The following is a 13,210-nucleotide window of genomic DNA, read 5'->3' as shown; positions in this document are numbered from 1 at the left end:
TAGAGAGGTAGACGACTATTGCCGCCATTTACGCTGACATTTTCAATCGATGAACAGCATGATGGAAAACTGCTGCGCCAATTTTTGCAAGAGAACGGCATTTCGCGAACCGCGCTCACCGATATTAAATTTCACGGCGGGGCGCTTTATGTTGACGGCCGGCCGGTCACGGTTCGTCACGTGTTGCGCTCCGGCGAGATGCTCACGATCGTCTTTCCGCCGGAGAGGGCAAGCGACTGGATGACTCCTGAAACGATGCCGCTAGATATCGTTTACGAAGACGATTACGTTCTTGTCGTGAACAAGCCGGCGGGGCTGGCGACGATTCCGTCGCGCCATCATCCGGGCGGGACGCTGGCCAACGGTTTATTGCATCATTACCGGCAGCAGCAGCTTGATTCGACCGTCCATATTGTGACAAGGCTTGACCGCGACACGTCCGGGCTCGTGCTTGTCGCCAAGCACCGCCACGTCCATCACTTGTTGTCGGTGCTGCAGCAGGAAGGAAAAGTGACGCGTACGTACGAGGCGATTTGCCATGGCGTCATCGCTGAAGACGAAGGAACGATTGATGAGCCGATCGGCCGGCAAAACGACAGCATCATCGCCCGTGAAGTGCGCGAGGATGGAAAGCGGGCCATCACCCATTTCCGCGTGCTTGAGCGGCTTTCTGGCTATACATACGTTTCGCTTCGGCTTGGGACGGGGCGCACGCATCAAATCCGCGTCCATTTGGCTTATCTTGGCCATCCGCTCGCCGGCGATGAGCTGTACGGCGGACGCCGGGAAATGATCAGCCGCCAGGCGCTTCATAGCCGGCAGCTGTCGTTTTTTCATCCGTTTGCCCAGCGCCTATACACGTTTGCCGCCCCGCTTCCCGACGATATGGCGCGCCTCATTAAGGCGGCGCGCCGGTAAACGGTCGATCAGGAAAACGTGCGGAATTTTTCCGGCACGTGGGGCATCGACGATGGAACAGAAACTGTCTCCATTTCCGGGTAACGCAGCGCGGTCAGCGCACCGCCAAACACACAGCCGGTGTCGATGTTGACGGTTCGGCCGACAAAGCGCGGCTTTTCCACCGGCGTATGGCCGTAAACGACCCAAGGGTCGCCGCGATACCGTTTCGCCCAGTCGCGGCGCACGGGCGTCCCATCCGGATTCGTTTCGCCCGTGATGTCACCGTAAAGGACAAACGTCTTCACTTTTTTGTCCATCCGGCCGATATAATCGTGGCGAATGCCGGCGTGGGCGATGACGAGGCGGCCCTCATCCAAAACGGCATAGAGCGGCGCTCCTTCATACAGACGAATGAACTTGCGGCGGATCATCTCCTGTTCGCTCGGAGGCAACGCATGGTACTCAGCGACCGTCGTCTCGAGACCGTGGGCGATTTGCACATTTCGGCCTAAAAAAAAGCGGTATAATTTATTGCAATGGTTGCCGGGCACATAGTGGGCAAGCTTGCGGTCGACAAGGGTGCAGACGATGTCAATCATTTTCAGCGACTCGGGGCCGCGGTCAGCCAAATCGCCGACAAAACCGAGCTTCCGCCCGTGCGGATGGATCGGAATCCCCTCGTCCCATACGTAACCGAGTTTTTCCGTTAAGGCGATAAATTCACGGCAGCAGCCGTGAATATCGCCGATGATGTCGATATGCATACCACCTGCTCCTTTCCGTTTGGTGTAGTTACTAACAGCGTGCCCGTCCGTCGGGGGAAACAGACATTGGCAGCCGGGCAAAAAACAAAGCCGCTTACCGGCAGGCAGCAAGCGGCTATTCGTCGCTGGCGAACATAAATTTCCTTGTCCGCGAATGGACGTTTAAGACGAGTCCAATCGCCAGCATATAAGTGGCAAGCGAGCTTCCCCCGTAGCTGACAAACGGCAGCGGCAGTCCGGTGATCGGTAAAAGCCCAATCGTCATGCCGATGTTTTGGAACACTTGGAACGTGATCATGCCGGCGACGCCGGCGCATAAATAGCTGCCGTACAAATCGTTGCTCTCGAGCGCAATATGAACCATGCGGTAGACAAGCAGGAAAAAGAGCGAAATGACGATGCTCGAGCCGACAAATCCGAACTGCTCGGCGATGACACCGAAAATAAAGTCGGTATGTGCCTCAGGCAAATATACTTGCAAATTGCCGAGCCCTTTTCCGTACAGTTCCCCCGACCCGATGGCCATAAGCGAACGGATGAGCTGGAAGCCTTGCTCGTTTGAATATTCATACGGGGCAAGCCAGCCGTAAAATCGGTTTAACTGATAATCTTCTCTAATGATATATTGATGAAAGAAATCAGGAAAATAAAAGAAAATAAAGACTACCGTCGCCACGACAGCCACCCCGGAAAAGACGATGCCAAAAATAATGCGCCAGCGAATGCCGGAAACGAGCACCAAGGTAGCGGTGATGGCGGTGAACACCATCGACATTCCCAAGTCCGGCTGTTTGGCGAGCAAAAAGAGGGGCGGCAGGACGGCGAGAGCGATTTTGCCAAGCAGTTTAAAGTCATCCCGAACCGTCGGTTCAGGGTATTTTTCCCGATGGTTGACAATGATGCGGCTCAAAACGAGAATCATAAAAATTTTCATTAACTCTGATGGCTGGAAGTTTCCGCCCGGGAGGCTGTACCAGCTTGTTGCCCCTTTGATTGTGACGGTTCCAGGAACGTTCAGCTCAAGCCCGAGCAACAGCAGCATGCCGAGTCCGTATAAATACCAGGCGATTTGAAACAGCCGATCGTAGTCGATAATCATCGTCAAGGCGATGACCACTGCGCCAACGGCGTACCATTGCAGCTGCTTGGAGGCGAAGTTGACGCTTTGCAGCTTCTCCGGCAGCATCGTTTCCGCACTATGAATGGCGATGGCGCTGACGACGGCCATTAAGAATAAAAGAAACAACAAATGGTAATCGAGCTTCGATTGAGAAAAACGATCATGATCCATGGAACAATCCTCTCCATTCAAATGTACCATATACCATATTAACGAATTCGGCTTGTTTTGCAAAGTGGGAAAAACCGCCGCCGGCGTCAAGAAAGCGGGAGGCAAAAGGGAGGCGGTGCATTTACATTGTCTGCCGCATATCATATAATGGGATTAACACCTGGTGCTAATAATAAATAACAATTAGGAGGATGAACGAATGACATTATCATTGGAAGGACGTACATATGTCGTTATGGGGGTGGCGAACAAGCGGAGCATCGCTTGGGGCATCGCCCGCTCGCTCCACGCCGCCGGCGCTCGGCTTGTGTTTACATACGCCGGAGAGCGGTTTGAAAAGGAAGTGCGAGCGCTTGTCGACACGCTTGAAGACGAACGTTCGCTTCTGTTGCCGTGCGATGTGGCAAGTGACGAGGACATCGCTCAATGCTTTGCACAAATTAAAGAACAAGTCGGCGTCATTCACGGTGTCGCCCACTGCATCGCCTATGCCAATAAGGACGACTTAAGCGGCGAGTATATGAAAGTGAGCCGCGACGGCTTTTTGCTCGCCCATAACATCAGCGCCTATTCCCTCACCGCGATAGCGCGCGAGGCGAAGGAGCTCATGACCGAGGGCGGCAGCATCGTCACCCTCACGTATTTAGGCGGCGAGCGTGTCGTGCAAAACTACAACATCATGGGTGTAGCGAAAGCGTCGCTCGATGCAAGCGTCAAATATTTGGCAAACGATTTAGGCAAATACGGCATTCGCGTCAACGCCATTTCCGCCGGACCGATCCGCACATTGTCGGCGAAAGGGGTCGGCGACTTCAATACGATTTTAAAACAAATCGAGGAGCGCGCTCCGCTCCGCCGGACGACGACGCAAGAAGAAGTCGGCGATGCAGCGCTGTTTTTGTTCAGCGACCTGTCGCGCGGCATCACCGGGGAAATCATCCACGTCGATTCAGGGTATCACATTTTAGGATATTAAAAATGAATGAGGCAGCCGTCCCGGGCCGATGGGGCGGCTGTTTTTTTGTCCGCCGAGGGGCAATTATTGGAATGGAAGGCATACATATATAAAGGGAAGGCAAGCATGGAAGGAGGATTGGCGTGCGGAAACAAAAAGTGGTAGAAACAGAGCCGTTGCTTTACATTGTGCAGCCAAAGGCCATGCGGGCTGCGGCGCATATGCAAGAAACGTTTACATGGACGAACCGCCCCCAACAGAAAGAAACGGGCGATGCCGCTGAACAGATGGAAGAGGGCGAGGAACAGAGGACGTTTTTCGTCAAAAAGGAGTTTCAGGCGATGACGCTTGATGAGCAGCTCGCTTTTTTAGCGAGGCTGCCCGCCCATTTGCCGCCGCTCAAATGCCAGTTTGCCACGAAAGAACAAAGCTATGAAGGCGTGCTGAAACGATGCACGGCGACCGAGTTGACGGTCGCCGATGAACGAGGAAACGAAACGGCCATTGGACGCGCACAGCTTCTTTCTGTGACGATGATCGGGTTTGTGCCATAAAGGTGCTTCGAACAAGTCGTTTCCCGATCAAGCGACCCTCTTCGTCCGGCTGCCGTTGTTGAAGATGTGAAGAAGTCGACGGGCATCAATGTTGCTGCTGCACATGTTCGCCGCGTCGACTTGCGGTTGGCCGCGTTCCTAGGGGTGTCTGCCGGCCTGGGAACGCCCATTTTTCTACAACGAAGCGAGCCGTCTCTCGATTGTCTCCCATTTGGCCTGTTCATATGCCATTGCCTCAGCCAGTTCCGCCTCGGCGAGGGGCACGTTCCGGATATATTTTTCCACTGCCAGCTCATGCAAATCGTACGGAAACAGCAGGTCGATCAACAGCACCTCTTTTTCCTTTTTTGTCAGCGGACGCACTTCCTCATACGCTTCGAGCACGATATCCGCCCTTGTTTTCCCTTGCTGATCCGCATCGAAAAGAAACGGAGCCATCATTTTGCGGACATCGCGAATCGGCAAGTCAAAGGCAGCTGTATCGAGGTCGATGATCCAGACGTTTCCGTCTTCTCCGCGCAGCGAGTTCCCTGTCCCATAGTCTTGGTGGCAAAGCGACGGCCGTTTCTTCAGCTGCTCCACCCATGCCTCATAATGAGAATCAAGGAGCTGCTGCAACACTTCCTCCCCTTTTTCAATAAAGCGGTCGATTTCGGCCAAATACAAGCGGGAAAACGGATCGTCGCGATCCAACTCGGCGAGCTGTTTCCACGCTTCGAGCTGCCGGCATCGCTTCATGTAATGCTTCGGCCATTTGCCGAGTTTGCTGAACACCGGAACGCCGGGCGGCGGCTCGTAACCGGCTGACCGAGCATGAAAATGGGCAAGGGCGCCGATCATGGCGGTTAAATCGTCGCGGATCGCCAAATCAAACGGCGTTCCTTCGATCCAATCGTACAGCACAAACAAAAACGGTCCGTACCTTTTAAATAGGCGGTGATCGCGTGTCTCAATGATGCGTGGGACATAAAGCCCCTTTTTCGCCAAAGCGTCCTGCGCGTAAATCGAAAAGAGCGCCTTTTTTTCCGGACGGTGAATGCGCTTTAAGCATTTCGGCCCGCCATCGGTATGCACTTTCCAGACGAGCGCCATTTGCCCGCTTTGCACGACGTCAATCGCTTTGGCTTCTACGTCCCACTGCTTTAACAGCAGCCGCGCCATATGGACGAGCCGTTCAGTGGCGGCTGACGGCGCGGTTGAATAGACGGTTTGATCAGCCATCGTCAGTCCCTGCTTTCCTTTTTTTCTACTGTATGGCGGGCGGCGGCTGTTGTCCATAGCCGTTTATCCCGAGACGAAAAAAACGGGTGAACGTCCAGCCTGCTTTCCACCTAGAAGGCCGGTGAAAAACAGTGGTCACGAGCAAATCAGCGGCATTTCGCCAAAAAAGAAGACTGATTTCGCAAGGTTTCTCTAGTTGAGAGATAGATGGAATTAGCAGTGTTTTGTACGAAATCACCATCCTCCTAGAAGGGCGTTTGACGGATGCCCGTTTGCTGCGCGGGCATGCACAGTAGGAAAGGAGCACACGTATGATATAAAAACAAGCTTTTGCCTGAACTTTTCGAGAAGATGGGGGGATGTCATGAAAATCGCCATGATTGCGACGGAAAAACTGCCGGTGCCAGCCATCCGGGGAGGGGCGACACAAATTTATCTCGATGCAACAGCGGCGGTCATGGCGCGAAAACACGACGTCACTGTGTTGTCGATTCGCGACCGTGAGCTGCCCGATGAGGAAAAGAACAAAAACGGGGTCGCCTATCGTCGCTTCGCCCAAGAGACGTACGTACAAGAAGTAGCCGCCCATTTGCGCACGGAAACGTATGACGTCATTCACGTATGCAACCGGCCGCGCTGGGTTCGCTACATCCGCGAAGCTTCCCCAGACAGCGCCATTGTGTTGAGCGTCCATAATGAAATGTTCCGGGATGATAAAATTTCTTATGCCGAAGGGATCGATTGCATCAATACGGTCAAACAAATTGTAACCGTGAGCGACTATATCGGAGCGACCATTTGCGACCGTTTTCCGCAGGCGGCTGGAAAAGTGGCGACCGTTTATTCAGGGGTCGATGTGAAAACGTTCCAGCCGAAATGGACAACGCAAGGAGCGAAAATCAATGCGGCTGTCCGCCGCGAGCTCGGGCTCGAGGGAAAAAAAGTCGTGCTGTTCGTCGGGCGGTTGAGTAAAGTGAAAGGCGCCCATTTGCTTCTTGAGGCGCTGCCGTCAATCACCGAAAAGCATCCGGAAGCGATGATCGTGTTTGTCGGCTCGAAATGGTTTGGCGCTAATGAGATGAACAGCTATGTCCGTTACTTGTATACACTCGGAGCGCTGTATGAAAACAATGCGATGTTTATTCAGTTCGTCAAACCAGAGCAAATTTCGCAGCTGTACACGATGGCTGACCTGTTCGTTTGTCCGTCCCAGTGGCAAGAGCCGCTGGCGCGCGTTCATTATGAAGCGATGGCGGCCGGGCTGCCGATCATTACGAGCAACCGCGGAGGGAACCCCGAGGTCGTTGAAAACGGCAAAAACGGCTATATCATCAACGACTTCAGCAACCCTGAAGCGTATGCAACACTCATTAACAAGCTGCTTGACGAACCGGCTTTTGCCAGTCAAATGGGGAAATACGGAAGGCAGAAGGCGGAACGCGAATTCAGCTGGGAAGCGGTAGCCGCAAAGCTGTTGCGCGCTTATGGGGAAGAAAGGGGGTAAAGCGGTTGCAGTCACAATGGATTGCTGCCAAGGTGCTTGAATTGTATCCGCACAAAGTCGAACAAATAGAGCTTCAATCGGTGCGGCCGAAAGAAACGGTCTGGACAGTTGCGACAGATGAGGGAGAGAAGATGCTGCGGCAACGGGAGGCGGTGCCGGGGCGGATGCTGTTTTATGCCGAGGCGCATCGGCATTTGCAACAGCGGCAGTTTCCGATCGCCTCATTATGCCGGACGAAAAACGGGGGGCTGTGCGTCGCCGGCGGAACGCAGGCGTACGTGCTATACGATGTTGTCAGCGGCAAGGAAGTGGGCTATTACGATGTCGAACAGCTTGAACATGCGTTTAAATTTCTCGGTTTGTTCCACGTTGCCTCACAACAGTTTTCTCCAAGCTCGAAGGCGAAAAAGCGAAACCGGCTCGGAAAGTGGCCAAAGACGTATACGTGGAAACTGCAGGAGCTGTCCGGCTACAAGAAAATGGCGGCTTCGTTCGTCGATGATCCGTTTTCCATCTTGTTTTCCGAGACGGTCGGTGCGATGCTCGCCGCAGGAGAGGAAGCGGTCGAGCAGCTAGAAAGCGATGCCTACGCCGAATGGACAGCCGGTCCGAGCCGATGGACAGGGTTTATTCATAAAGACATTTCCTTGTCACATCTCGTCGAAACGGAAGGGACGATGATGATGCGCTATCTGCCGGCAGTCGTCATCGACTTGCCGGTGCGCGACATTCAAGTGCTGCTCCACAAAGTAATGAAAAAGATGGCGGTGTGGGATGAAGAATTGGCCGCGCGGCTGCTTCAGGCGTATCACCGCACCCACCCGCTCACCGACGAGCAGTACAGGCTGCTCGAGGCGGAGCTGTTGTTTCCACACTTGTTTGCCTCCGTCGCCCGAAAGTATTATTTAGGGGCGAAAGACAATTGGTCGGATGAAAAATATATGTGGGAGCTGCAGACGGCCATTACGGTCGAGCGGACAAAACAAGATGCGCTTCGCCGCACGCCGCTGCCATCGCTGTTGTAAAGGAGGTGTATAACGTTGGATCACATTCCGAAACTCGACTTGCAGCCGTTTCGTTTTTCCCCGCCCGGACCGATGGGGTGGGGATGGATGGAAGACGGTGAGTTTTTCGATCAGCTATTGCTCGGTGTAGGGGAAGAGGAAGAAGAGGAAACGGACGCTGACTTGCCGCCCGTCCTTGTCGAGCTGGCAGGGGAAGGGGAATGGCAAGAAGCCGCCGTCCCGCTGCCGCCAATGGTGGAACACAAAAAAGAAAAGCGTTCGTCCGCGCCGAAAAAAGAAAAACGTCTAAAACGGCGAGAGGAGGCAAGCCAAAGCGAACGTCCGAAACGGCAAGCGAAGGTAGCCCGGGACGAACAATCGGAACCGTCGGAGAAGCCGGCTGCCGTCAGCCGTCCAAAACAACACGAACCGGTGGAGCAAGAAAGAGGAAAGCCGTCCGAGCGACGGATGGCCGTCTCGTTCGCCCTTTCTTCCGCCTATATTTCCCGGCTGAAAGCAGCAGGAACACATAAAAAAGGAAACGTATTTACGATCGGATAAGGAGAAGGATGCCGCATCACAGGCATCCTTTTGTGATGACCCCGGCCGCCCGGCTGTTAGAGGCCGGCGGTTTGCCGCTGATGGGCGGCGAGCGCTTCGTTATAGACCGCTTCAAGGCGACCGGCGACGTGTTCAAATTGGAAGTTCGCCTCCACCATCTCCCGCGCTGTTTCAGCCATGCGCCGGGCGAGCGTTCGTTGTTCAAACAGATCGCTGATCGCTTCAGCGAACGCCTGCTCGTTTGCATAATCATCAACGACAAGCCCAGTTTGGCCGTGACGGACGATTTCGGCGTTGCCGCCGCGGTTGGTCGTCACAACCGGAATGCCGGCGGCCATGGCCTCGTAATGGACGCGAGCGAGCGGCTCGTGCCATTGGGAGCTGCACACAAACACATCAGCCATTAAAAGCAGTTTCGGAATATGGTGGTGCGGAACGTAGTTCGTGAAGATGACATGGTCACTTAGCGGCGCGGCGAGCTGATGCAGCCAATCGATGTATTCGCTTCGGCTGTTGTCGCTAAACCATTTTCCGCCGACGATGACAAGCACTGTCTCAGGATGACGGGTCAACAAGGACGGCAAGGAGCGAATCAGCACATGCGGTCCTTTTGTTTTGCTAAGCCGGCCGATAAACAACACCACTTTCTTATCGTCGAGCCCGTGCGCCCGGCGCTCGGCTTGGCGGATGCGCTCCCCCTCTTCCGTCCAAACCGGGACGTATTGCTGCAAGTCCACTCCGGAATAAATGACATTGATTTTTTTTGGATCGACCGGATAGCGGCCTGTTACCGTCCGTTTAATATATTCGCTGACGGCAGTCAGCCGCATGCATGCCGCCAGTGCCCGCTCAGCTTCTTCCGGCGTGATTTTCAGCGGTGAAAACATGTCGTTATGAAGGCTCAGCACAAAGGCGCTGTGCGGCGCCGCGGCTTGGTAACTAGCGAGCGGCGCAGGCCGATTAAACACATGGACGACGTCGAAACGGTTTGCGGCCAGCGCATGCGCCACATCAGCTTCATATGTCATCCTCGGGAAGCGGATGTAGCGGATGTTTCCGGTTGTCTCTTCAGGCGGCAAGAGCGGATCGGCGACAGAGAAAATAGTCAGTTCGTGGCGGCGGGCAATGAGCGGAGCGATTCCGTCAATCATCACTTGAATTGCACCGCCCTTTATTGCCGGTGAAGGCAGTTTTTCTGTGCAAACGTAGGCGATGTTCATGTCTGACCCCTTTCGTACAATGAACGGATGTATTCGATTTCTTTTTGCAGCCCATCGATAAGCGTGACCGTCGGTTCGTATGCGAGCAGCCGCTCTGCCTTCGTCAAGTTGGCCCATGTCTGTTTCGGTTCCCCGCGGGCGGCTGGCGTATAATGGATCGTCGCCTTTCTCCCGGTCAGCGCTTCAAGCAGGCGAATCACATCGTTGACGGATGCGCGTTCTTTCCCGCCGATGTTGATCGTTTCTCCGACTGCGCGGTCCTGTTCAAGCGCGGCTGCCGTCCCGTTGATGCAGTCGGAAATATAGGTGAAATCGCGCGACTGCGTGCCGTCGCCGAATACGGTGAGCGGCTGGCCGGAGAGCAGTTGACGGATAAAGCGGTGAAACGACATATCGGGGCGCTGGCGCGGGCCATAAACAGTAAAATAGCGCAAAATGACGACCGGCACGGCAAACTCGCGGAAATAGACGCGGCATAAATGTTCACCGGTAAGCTTCGTAATGCCGTATGGGGAGAGCGGGACTGGTTCGAGCGTTTCGGACAGCGGGCCGCTCCGCTCGCCGTAAACGGACGAGGTCGAAGCATAGATGAACCGTTTGAGCGGCAAGTCTTTGCACGCTTCAAGCAGCTGCTGCGTAACGGAAATGTTGTGCACCGCATAGGCGGCAAAGTCCGTTCCCCAGCTCGTTCGCACGCCGGGCATGCCGGCTAAATGGTATACGGCATCCACATCCTTTAACAGCGCGGGCAAGTCGGCGGTCAGCAGATCGGTCTCAACGAATGTAAACCGCGGATGGGCTTGCAATTGGGCGATATTTTTTGCTTTCAGCGGCGCCGGTGTCGGGCCGAGAAAGCCGTCGACGCCGATGACTTGGTGCCGGCCGTTTTCGAGCAGTTTTTCACATAAATGGGAGCCGATAAACCCGGCCGCCCCGGTGACGAGAATGTTCATGGACGCCCCACCCCCATGTAGCGCAAACCACTCCGCTCGACAGCAAGGCGATCCAAACAATTTCGACCGTCAAAGACGAGCGTCCCCTTCATCACGGCTTTCACCTCTGACCAGTCAAGCGTGCAAAATTCATCCCAGTCGGTGGCGATGACTAAGCCATCCGCCCCTTGGATCGCTTCGTGCACCGACCGCACTTGCCTGACGTTGGCAAGGGGTGTTGCCAGCGTTGCCTTCGGGTCGTAGGCGGCGACCGTGCAGCCCGCTTCGCTTAATCGACGGATGAGCGCTTCGGCGGGGGAAAAACGGGTATCGTCCGTGTTCGGCTTAAAGGCGATGCCAAGCACAGCGATTTTTTTGCCGTGCAGCGGGGCGAGCGCTTGATTCAGTTTGTCGAGGCAAACGTCGAGCTGGGTGGCGTTGACCGACTGCACTGCCTGCAGCAAGTGTGGCTCGACATGGTGTGAGCGCGCCGCGTGTTCGAGCGCTTTCACATCTTTTGGAAAGCAGGAGCCGCCATAGCCGAGACCGGCTCGCAAAAAATGCGGACCGATGCGCGGATCGAAGCCGATCCCGCGGGCGATGTCGTTGACATCGACGGCAAACGCGTCGCAAATCCGCGCCATTTCATTGATAAAGGATACTTTGGTTGCTAAAAAGGCATTCGCGGCGTATTTGATGAGTTCCGCCCCAGTGAGGCTCGTCGTGACGTAAGGAGCGGTGATGCCGGCATACATTGCCTGCACGACAGCGAGCGACCGATTGTCGCCCGGCTCGAGGCCGACGACGATTTTGTCCGGGTGAAACATATCGTAAACGGCCGACCCTTCGCGCAAAAACTCCGGATTAGACACAATGCGGAATAAATGCGGCGCCATTCCTTTCCTTATGAGCTCAGTACGCATCCATTCATTCGTTCCTGGCGGGACAGTGCTTTTCGTGACGATCGTTTTGTATGATTCGACCGTTGCGGCTAAGCGGTCGAGCACCGCTTCGATATAGCGCAAGTCGGTGCTGCCGTCCGGCCGCGGCGGGGTGCCGACGCAAATGAGAATGACGGCCGCCCGTTTGATATAATCCCAGCGGCCGCTAAATGTTAAATAGTTACAGTTTTTAGTGACTAACTCCTCTAACCCCGGTTCATAAAACGGGACTTCCCCATTGTTGAGCAGGCGAATTTTCCGTTCATCTTGATCGATGCAATGCACCTCATGCCCAAGTTCAGCAAGGACGGCTGCGGTGGTCAGTCCGACGTAGCCAGCGCCGATGATGCAGATGTTCATGCTAATAGGCCTCCTTCGCGAAATCTCCGGCTTTTATAGCGTATTAACGGACAAGCTTTGTTTGCTACATGACAAGCGCCTAAAACGCCGGAAATAAGGCGGCCTATTTTCGGTGGACAACCTTCCCTGCCATTCGGAAGCGAATACGATAAAGATATAGAAGACAAGGGGGGGAAGCGATGGTCAAAAAAGCGATCATCCCCGCGGCCGGGTATGGGACAAGAGGCTTGCCGGTGACGAAAGTTATCCCGAAAGAGATGTTTCCTATCGGCGCTAAGCCGGCGATCCAATATATTGTGGAGGAGGCGTTTGCCTCGGGAATTGAGGAGCTGCTCATTATTGTCTCGCGAGCGAAAAGTTTAATCGTGGACTACTTTGACCGCTCTTTAGAGCTCGAGGCGTTTTTAGAACGACGGAATAAGACACATTTGTTGAAAGGGGAGTTTATTCCTTCCGGACAAATTTATTATACGCGCCAGCCGTATGCGCGGGGATTAGGGGATGCCGTCCGGCTTGGCAAGTCGTTTGCCGGCGGCGAGCCGTTTGCTGTGCTGTTGCCGGACGATATCGTGTTGCATGAAGGGACTCCGGCCATCCGTCAGCTCATTGAGCAGTACGAACGGTGTGGACAAAGCGTCGTCGGTTTAAATCAAGTAGAGGAAAACGAATTGCATAAATATGGCGTCATCCGCGGTGAACCACTTGCCGATGGCGCGTATTGCATCACCGATATGGTGGAAAAGCCAAAAACAAATCCGCCGTCCGACTTGGCTGTCATCGGCCGCTATGTGTTCACGCCGGCTATTTTTTCCTATTTAGAAGCGCTGCCAACCCTTGGGGACGAAGAAATTCAGCTGACCGAGGCAATTCGCCGTCTGGCGGCTGCGGAAGGATGCCAAGGGAAACTGATCGCCGGAACACGGTTTGATATTGGTACAGCCGACGGTTACATGGCGTTGCTTTCGGCCGTTTGGAAAGAAAATTAAACACCCGCCCGCCTACG

At 54.6% G+C, this 13,210-nt stretch carries 13 protein-coding genes; 7 read left to right on the top strand and 6 right to left on the bottom strand.

Annotated elements, in window-relative coordinates; genetic code table 11:
- The first annotated feature begins 18 nt into the window (after positions 1-18).
- Positions 19-918 carry an RluA family pseudouridine synthase gene (locus tag IC803_RS12920; protein ID WP_081209970.1) on the top strand — a complete coding sequence of 300 codons (900 nt, stop codon included), beginning with the start codon at positions 19-21 and terminating at the stop codon, positions 916-918.
- 8 nt (positions 919-926) lie between these two features.
- Here the strand turns inward: IC803_RS12920 and prpE are convergent, their stop codons facing one another.
- Positions 927-1,664 (bottom strand): bis(5'-nucleosyl)-tetraphosphatase PrpE, encoded by a 738-nt coding sequence (prpE, locus tag IC803_RS12915; RefSeq protein ID WP_081209968.1) that lies wholly within the window; start codon positions 1,662-1,664, stop codon positions 927-929.
- A gap of 115 nt (positions 1,665-1,779) precedes the next feature.
- Positions 1,780-2,955, bottom strand: coding sequence for an FtsW/RodA/SpoVE family cell cycle protein (locus IC803_RS12910; RefSeq protein WP_081209966.1), 1,176 nt, complete (start codon positions 2,953-2,955; stop codon positions 1,780-1,782).
- Positions 2,956-3,154: 199 nt separating this feature from the next.
- Here IC803_RS12910 and fabI point away from each other — a divergent pair, with 199 nt between their 5' ends.
- Together fabI and IC803_RS12900 are read left to right on the top strand one after the other, a co-directional pair.
- Positions 3,155-3,931, top strand: a complete 777-nt coding sequence (gene fabI / locus IC803_RS12905; RefSeq protein ID WP_081209964.1) for an enoyl-ACP reductase FabI — start codon at positions 3,155-3,157, stop codon at positions 3,929-3,931.
- Between the two features lie 122 nt (positions 3,932-4,053).
- On the top strand, positions 4,054-4,464 hold the full coding sequence (locus IC803_RS12900; protein WP_081209962.1) for a CotO family spore coat protein: 411 nt from the start codon (positions 4,054-4,056) through the stop codon (positions 4,462-4,464).
- 174 nt (positions 4,465-4,638) lie between these two features.
- Here the strand turns inward: IC803_RS12900 and IC803_RS12895 are convergent, their stop codons facing one another.
- On the bottom strand, positions 4,639-5,685 hold the full coding sequence (locus tag IC803_RS12895) for a spore coat kinase CotI (protein ID WP_081209960.1): 1,047 nt from the start codon (positions 5,683-5,685) through the stop codon (positions 4,639-4,641).
- A gap of 364 nt (positions 5,686-6,049) precedes the next feature.
- On the opposite strand from IC803_RS12895, the gene IC803_RS12890 reads away from it, so the two are divergent.
- Genes IC803_RS12890 through IC803_RS12880 form a run of 3 tightly spaced genes read left to right on the top strand, consistent with a single transcriptional unit; the run spans position 6,050 to position 8,754 of the window.
- Positions 6,050-7,189, top strand: coding sequence for a glycosyltransferase family 4 protein (locus tag IC803_RS12890; protein ID WP_081209958.1), 1,140 nt, complete (start codon positions 6,050-6,052; stop codon positions 7,187-7,189).
- Between the two features lie 5 nt (positions 7,190-7,194).
- A complete protein-coding gene (locus tag IC803_RS12885) occupies positions 7,195-8,214 on the top strand; it encodes a CotS family spore coat protein (protein ID WP_081209956.1) in 1,020 nt (339 codons plus the stop codon).
- Positions 8,215-8,229: 15 nt separating this feature from the next.
- The gene (locus IC803_RS12880; protein WP_223811969.1) at positions 8,230-8,754 is read left to right on the top strand and encodes a hypothetical protein; all 525 of its coding nucleotides are present in this window, start codon (positions 8,230-8,232) and stop codon (positions 8,752-8,754) included.
- 56 nt (positions 8,755-8,810) lie between these two features.
- Here IC803_RS12880 and IC803_RS12875 read toward each other — a convergent pair whose 3' ends face one another.
- From IC803_RS12875 to IC803_RS12865, 3 genes are read right to left on the bottom strand one after another with little or no spacing between them, the layout of a single operon-like run.
- The gene (locus tag IC803_RS12875; protein WP_081209952.1) at positions 8,811-9,974 is read right to left on the bottom strand and encodes a glycosyltransferase family 4 protein; all 1,164 of its coding nucleotides are present in this window, start codon (positions 9,972-9,974) and stop codon (positions 8,811-8,813) included.
- Positions 9,971-10,927: an NAD-dependent epimerase/dehydratase family protein gene (locus IC803_RS12870; protein WP_081209950.1), complete on the bottom strand. Its 957-nt coding sequence runs from the start codon at positions 10,925-10,927 to the stop codon at positions 9,971-9,973. The genes IC803_RS12875 and IC803_RS12870 overlap by 4 nt, the downstream gene beginning before the upstream one ends.
- Complete coding sequence (locus tag IC803_RS12865) at positions 10,924-12,207, bottom strand: UDP-glucose dehydrogenase family protein (protein WP_081209948.1); 1,284 nt, start codon at positions 12,205-12,207, stop codon at positions 10,924-10,926. Before IC803_RS12865 ends, IC803_RS12870 begins: the two co-directional genes overlap by 4 nt.
- A gap of 179 nt (positions 12,208-12,386) precedes the next feature.
- Here IC803_RS12865 and IC803_RS12860 point away from each other — a divergent pair, with 179 nt between their 5' ends.
- Positions 12,387-13,193 (top strand): UTP--glucose-1-phosphate uridylyltransferase, encoded by an 807-nt coding sequence (locus IC803_RS12860; RefSeq protein ID WP_081209946.1) that lies wholly within the window; start codon positions 12,387-12,389, stop codon positions 13,191-13,193.
- The last annotated feature ends 17 nt before the right edge of the window (positions 13,194-13,210 follow it).

This window comes from Geobacillus sp. 46C-IIa, assembly GCF_014679505.1.
GTDB lineage: Bacteria > Bacillota > Bacilli > Bacillales > Anoxybacillaceae > Geobacillus.
Note: the sequence above shows the minus strand (reverse complement) of the source record. Positions and strands in the feature narration are given on the sequence as shown.

Coding starts and splice junctions, on each gene's coding strand:
- prpE (WP_081209968.1), bottom strand. CDS start 1,664: ATGCATATCGACATCATCGGCGATATTCACGGCTGCTGCCGTGAATTT.
- IC803_RS12910 (WP_081209966.1), bottom strand. CDS start 2,955: ATGGATCATGATCGTTTTTCTCAATCGAAGCTCGATTACCATTTGTTG.
- fabI (WP_081209964.1), top strand. CDS start 3,155: ATGACATTATCATTGGAAGGACGTACATATGTCGTTATGGGGGTGGCG.
- IC803_RS12895 (WP_081209960.1), bottom strand. CDS start 5,685: ATGGCTGATCAAACCGTCTATTCAACCGCGCCGTCAGCCGCCACTGAA.
- IC803_RS12890 (WP_081209958.1), top strand. CDS start 6,050: ATGAAAATCGCCATGATTGCGACGGAAAAACTGCCGGTGCCAGCCATC.
- IC803_RS12875 (WP_081209952.1), bottom strand. CDS start 9,974: ATGAACATCGCCTACGTTTGCACAGAAAAACTGCCTTCACCGGCAATA.
- IC803_RS12870 (WP_081209950.1), bottom strand. CDS start 10,927: ATGAACATTCTCGTCACCGGGGCGGCCGGGTTTATCGGCTCCCATTTA.
- IC803_RS12865 (WP_081209948.1), bottom strand. CDS start 12,207: ATGAACATCTGCATCATCGGCGCTGGCTACGTCGGACTGACCACCGCA.
- IC803_RS12860 (WP_081209946.1), top strand. CDS start 12,387: ATGGTCAAAAAAGCGATCATCCCCGCGGCCGGGTATGGGACAAGAGGC.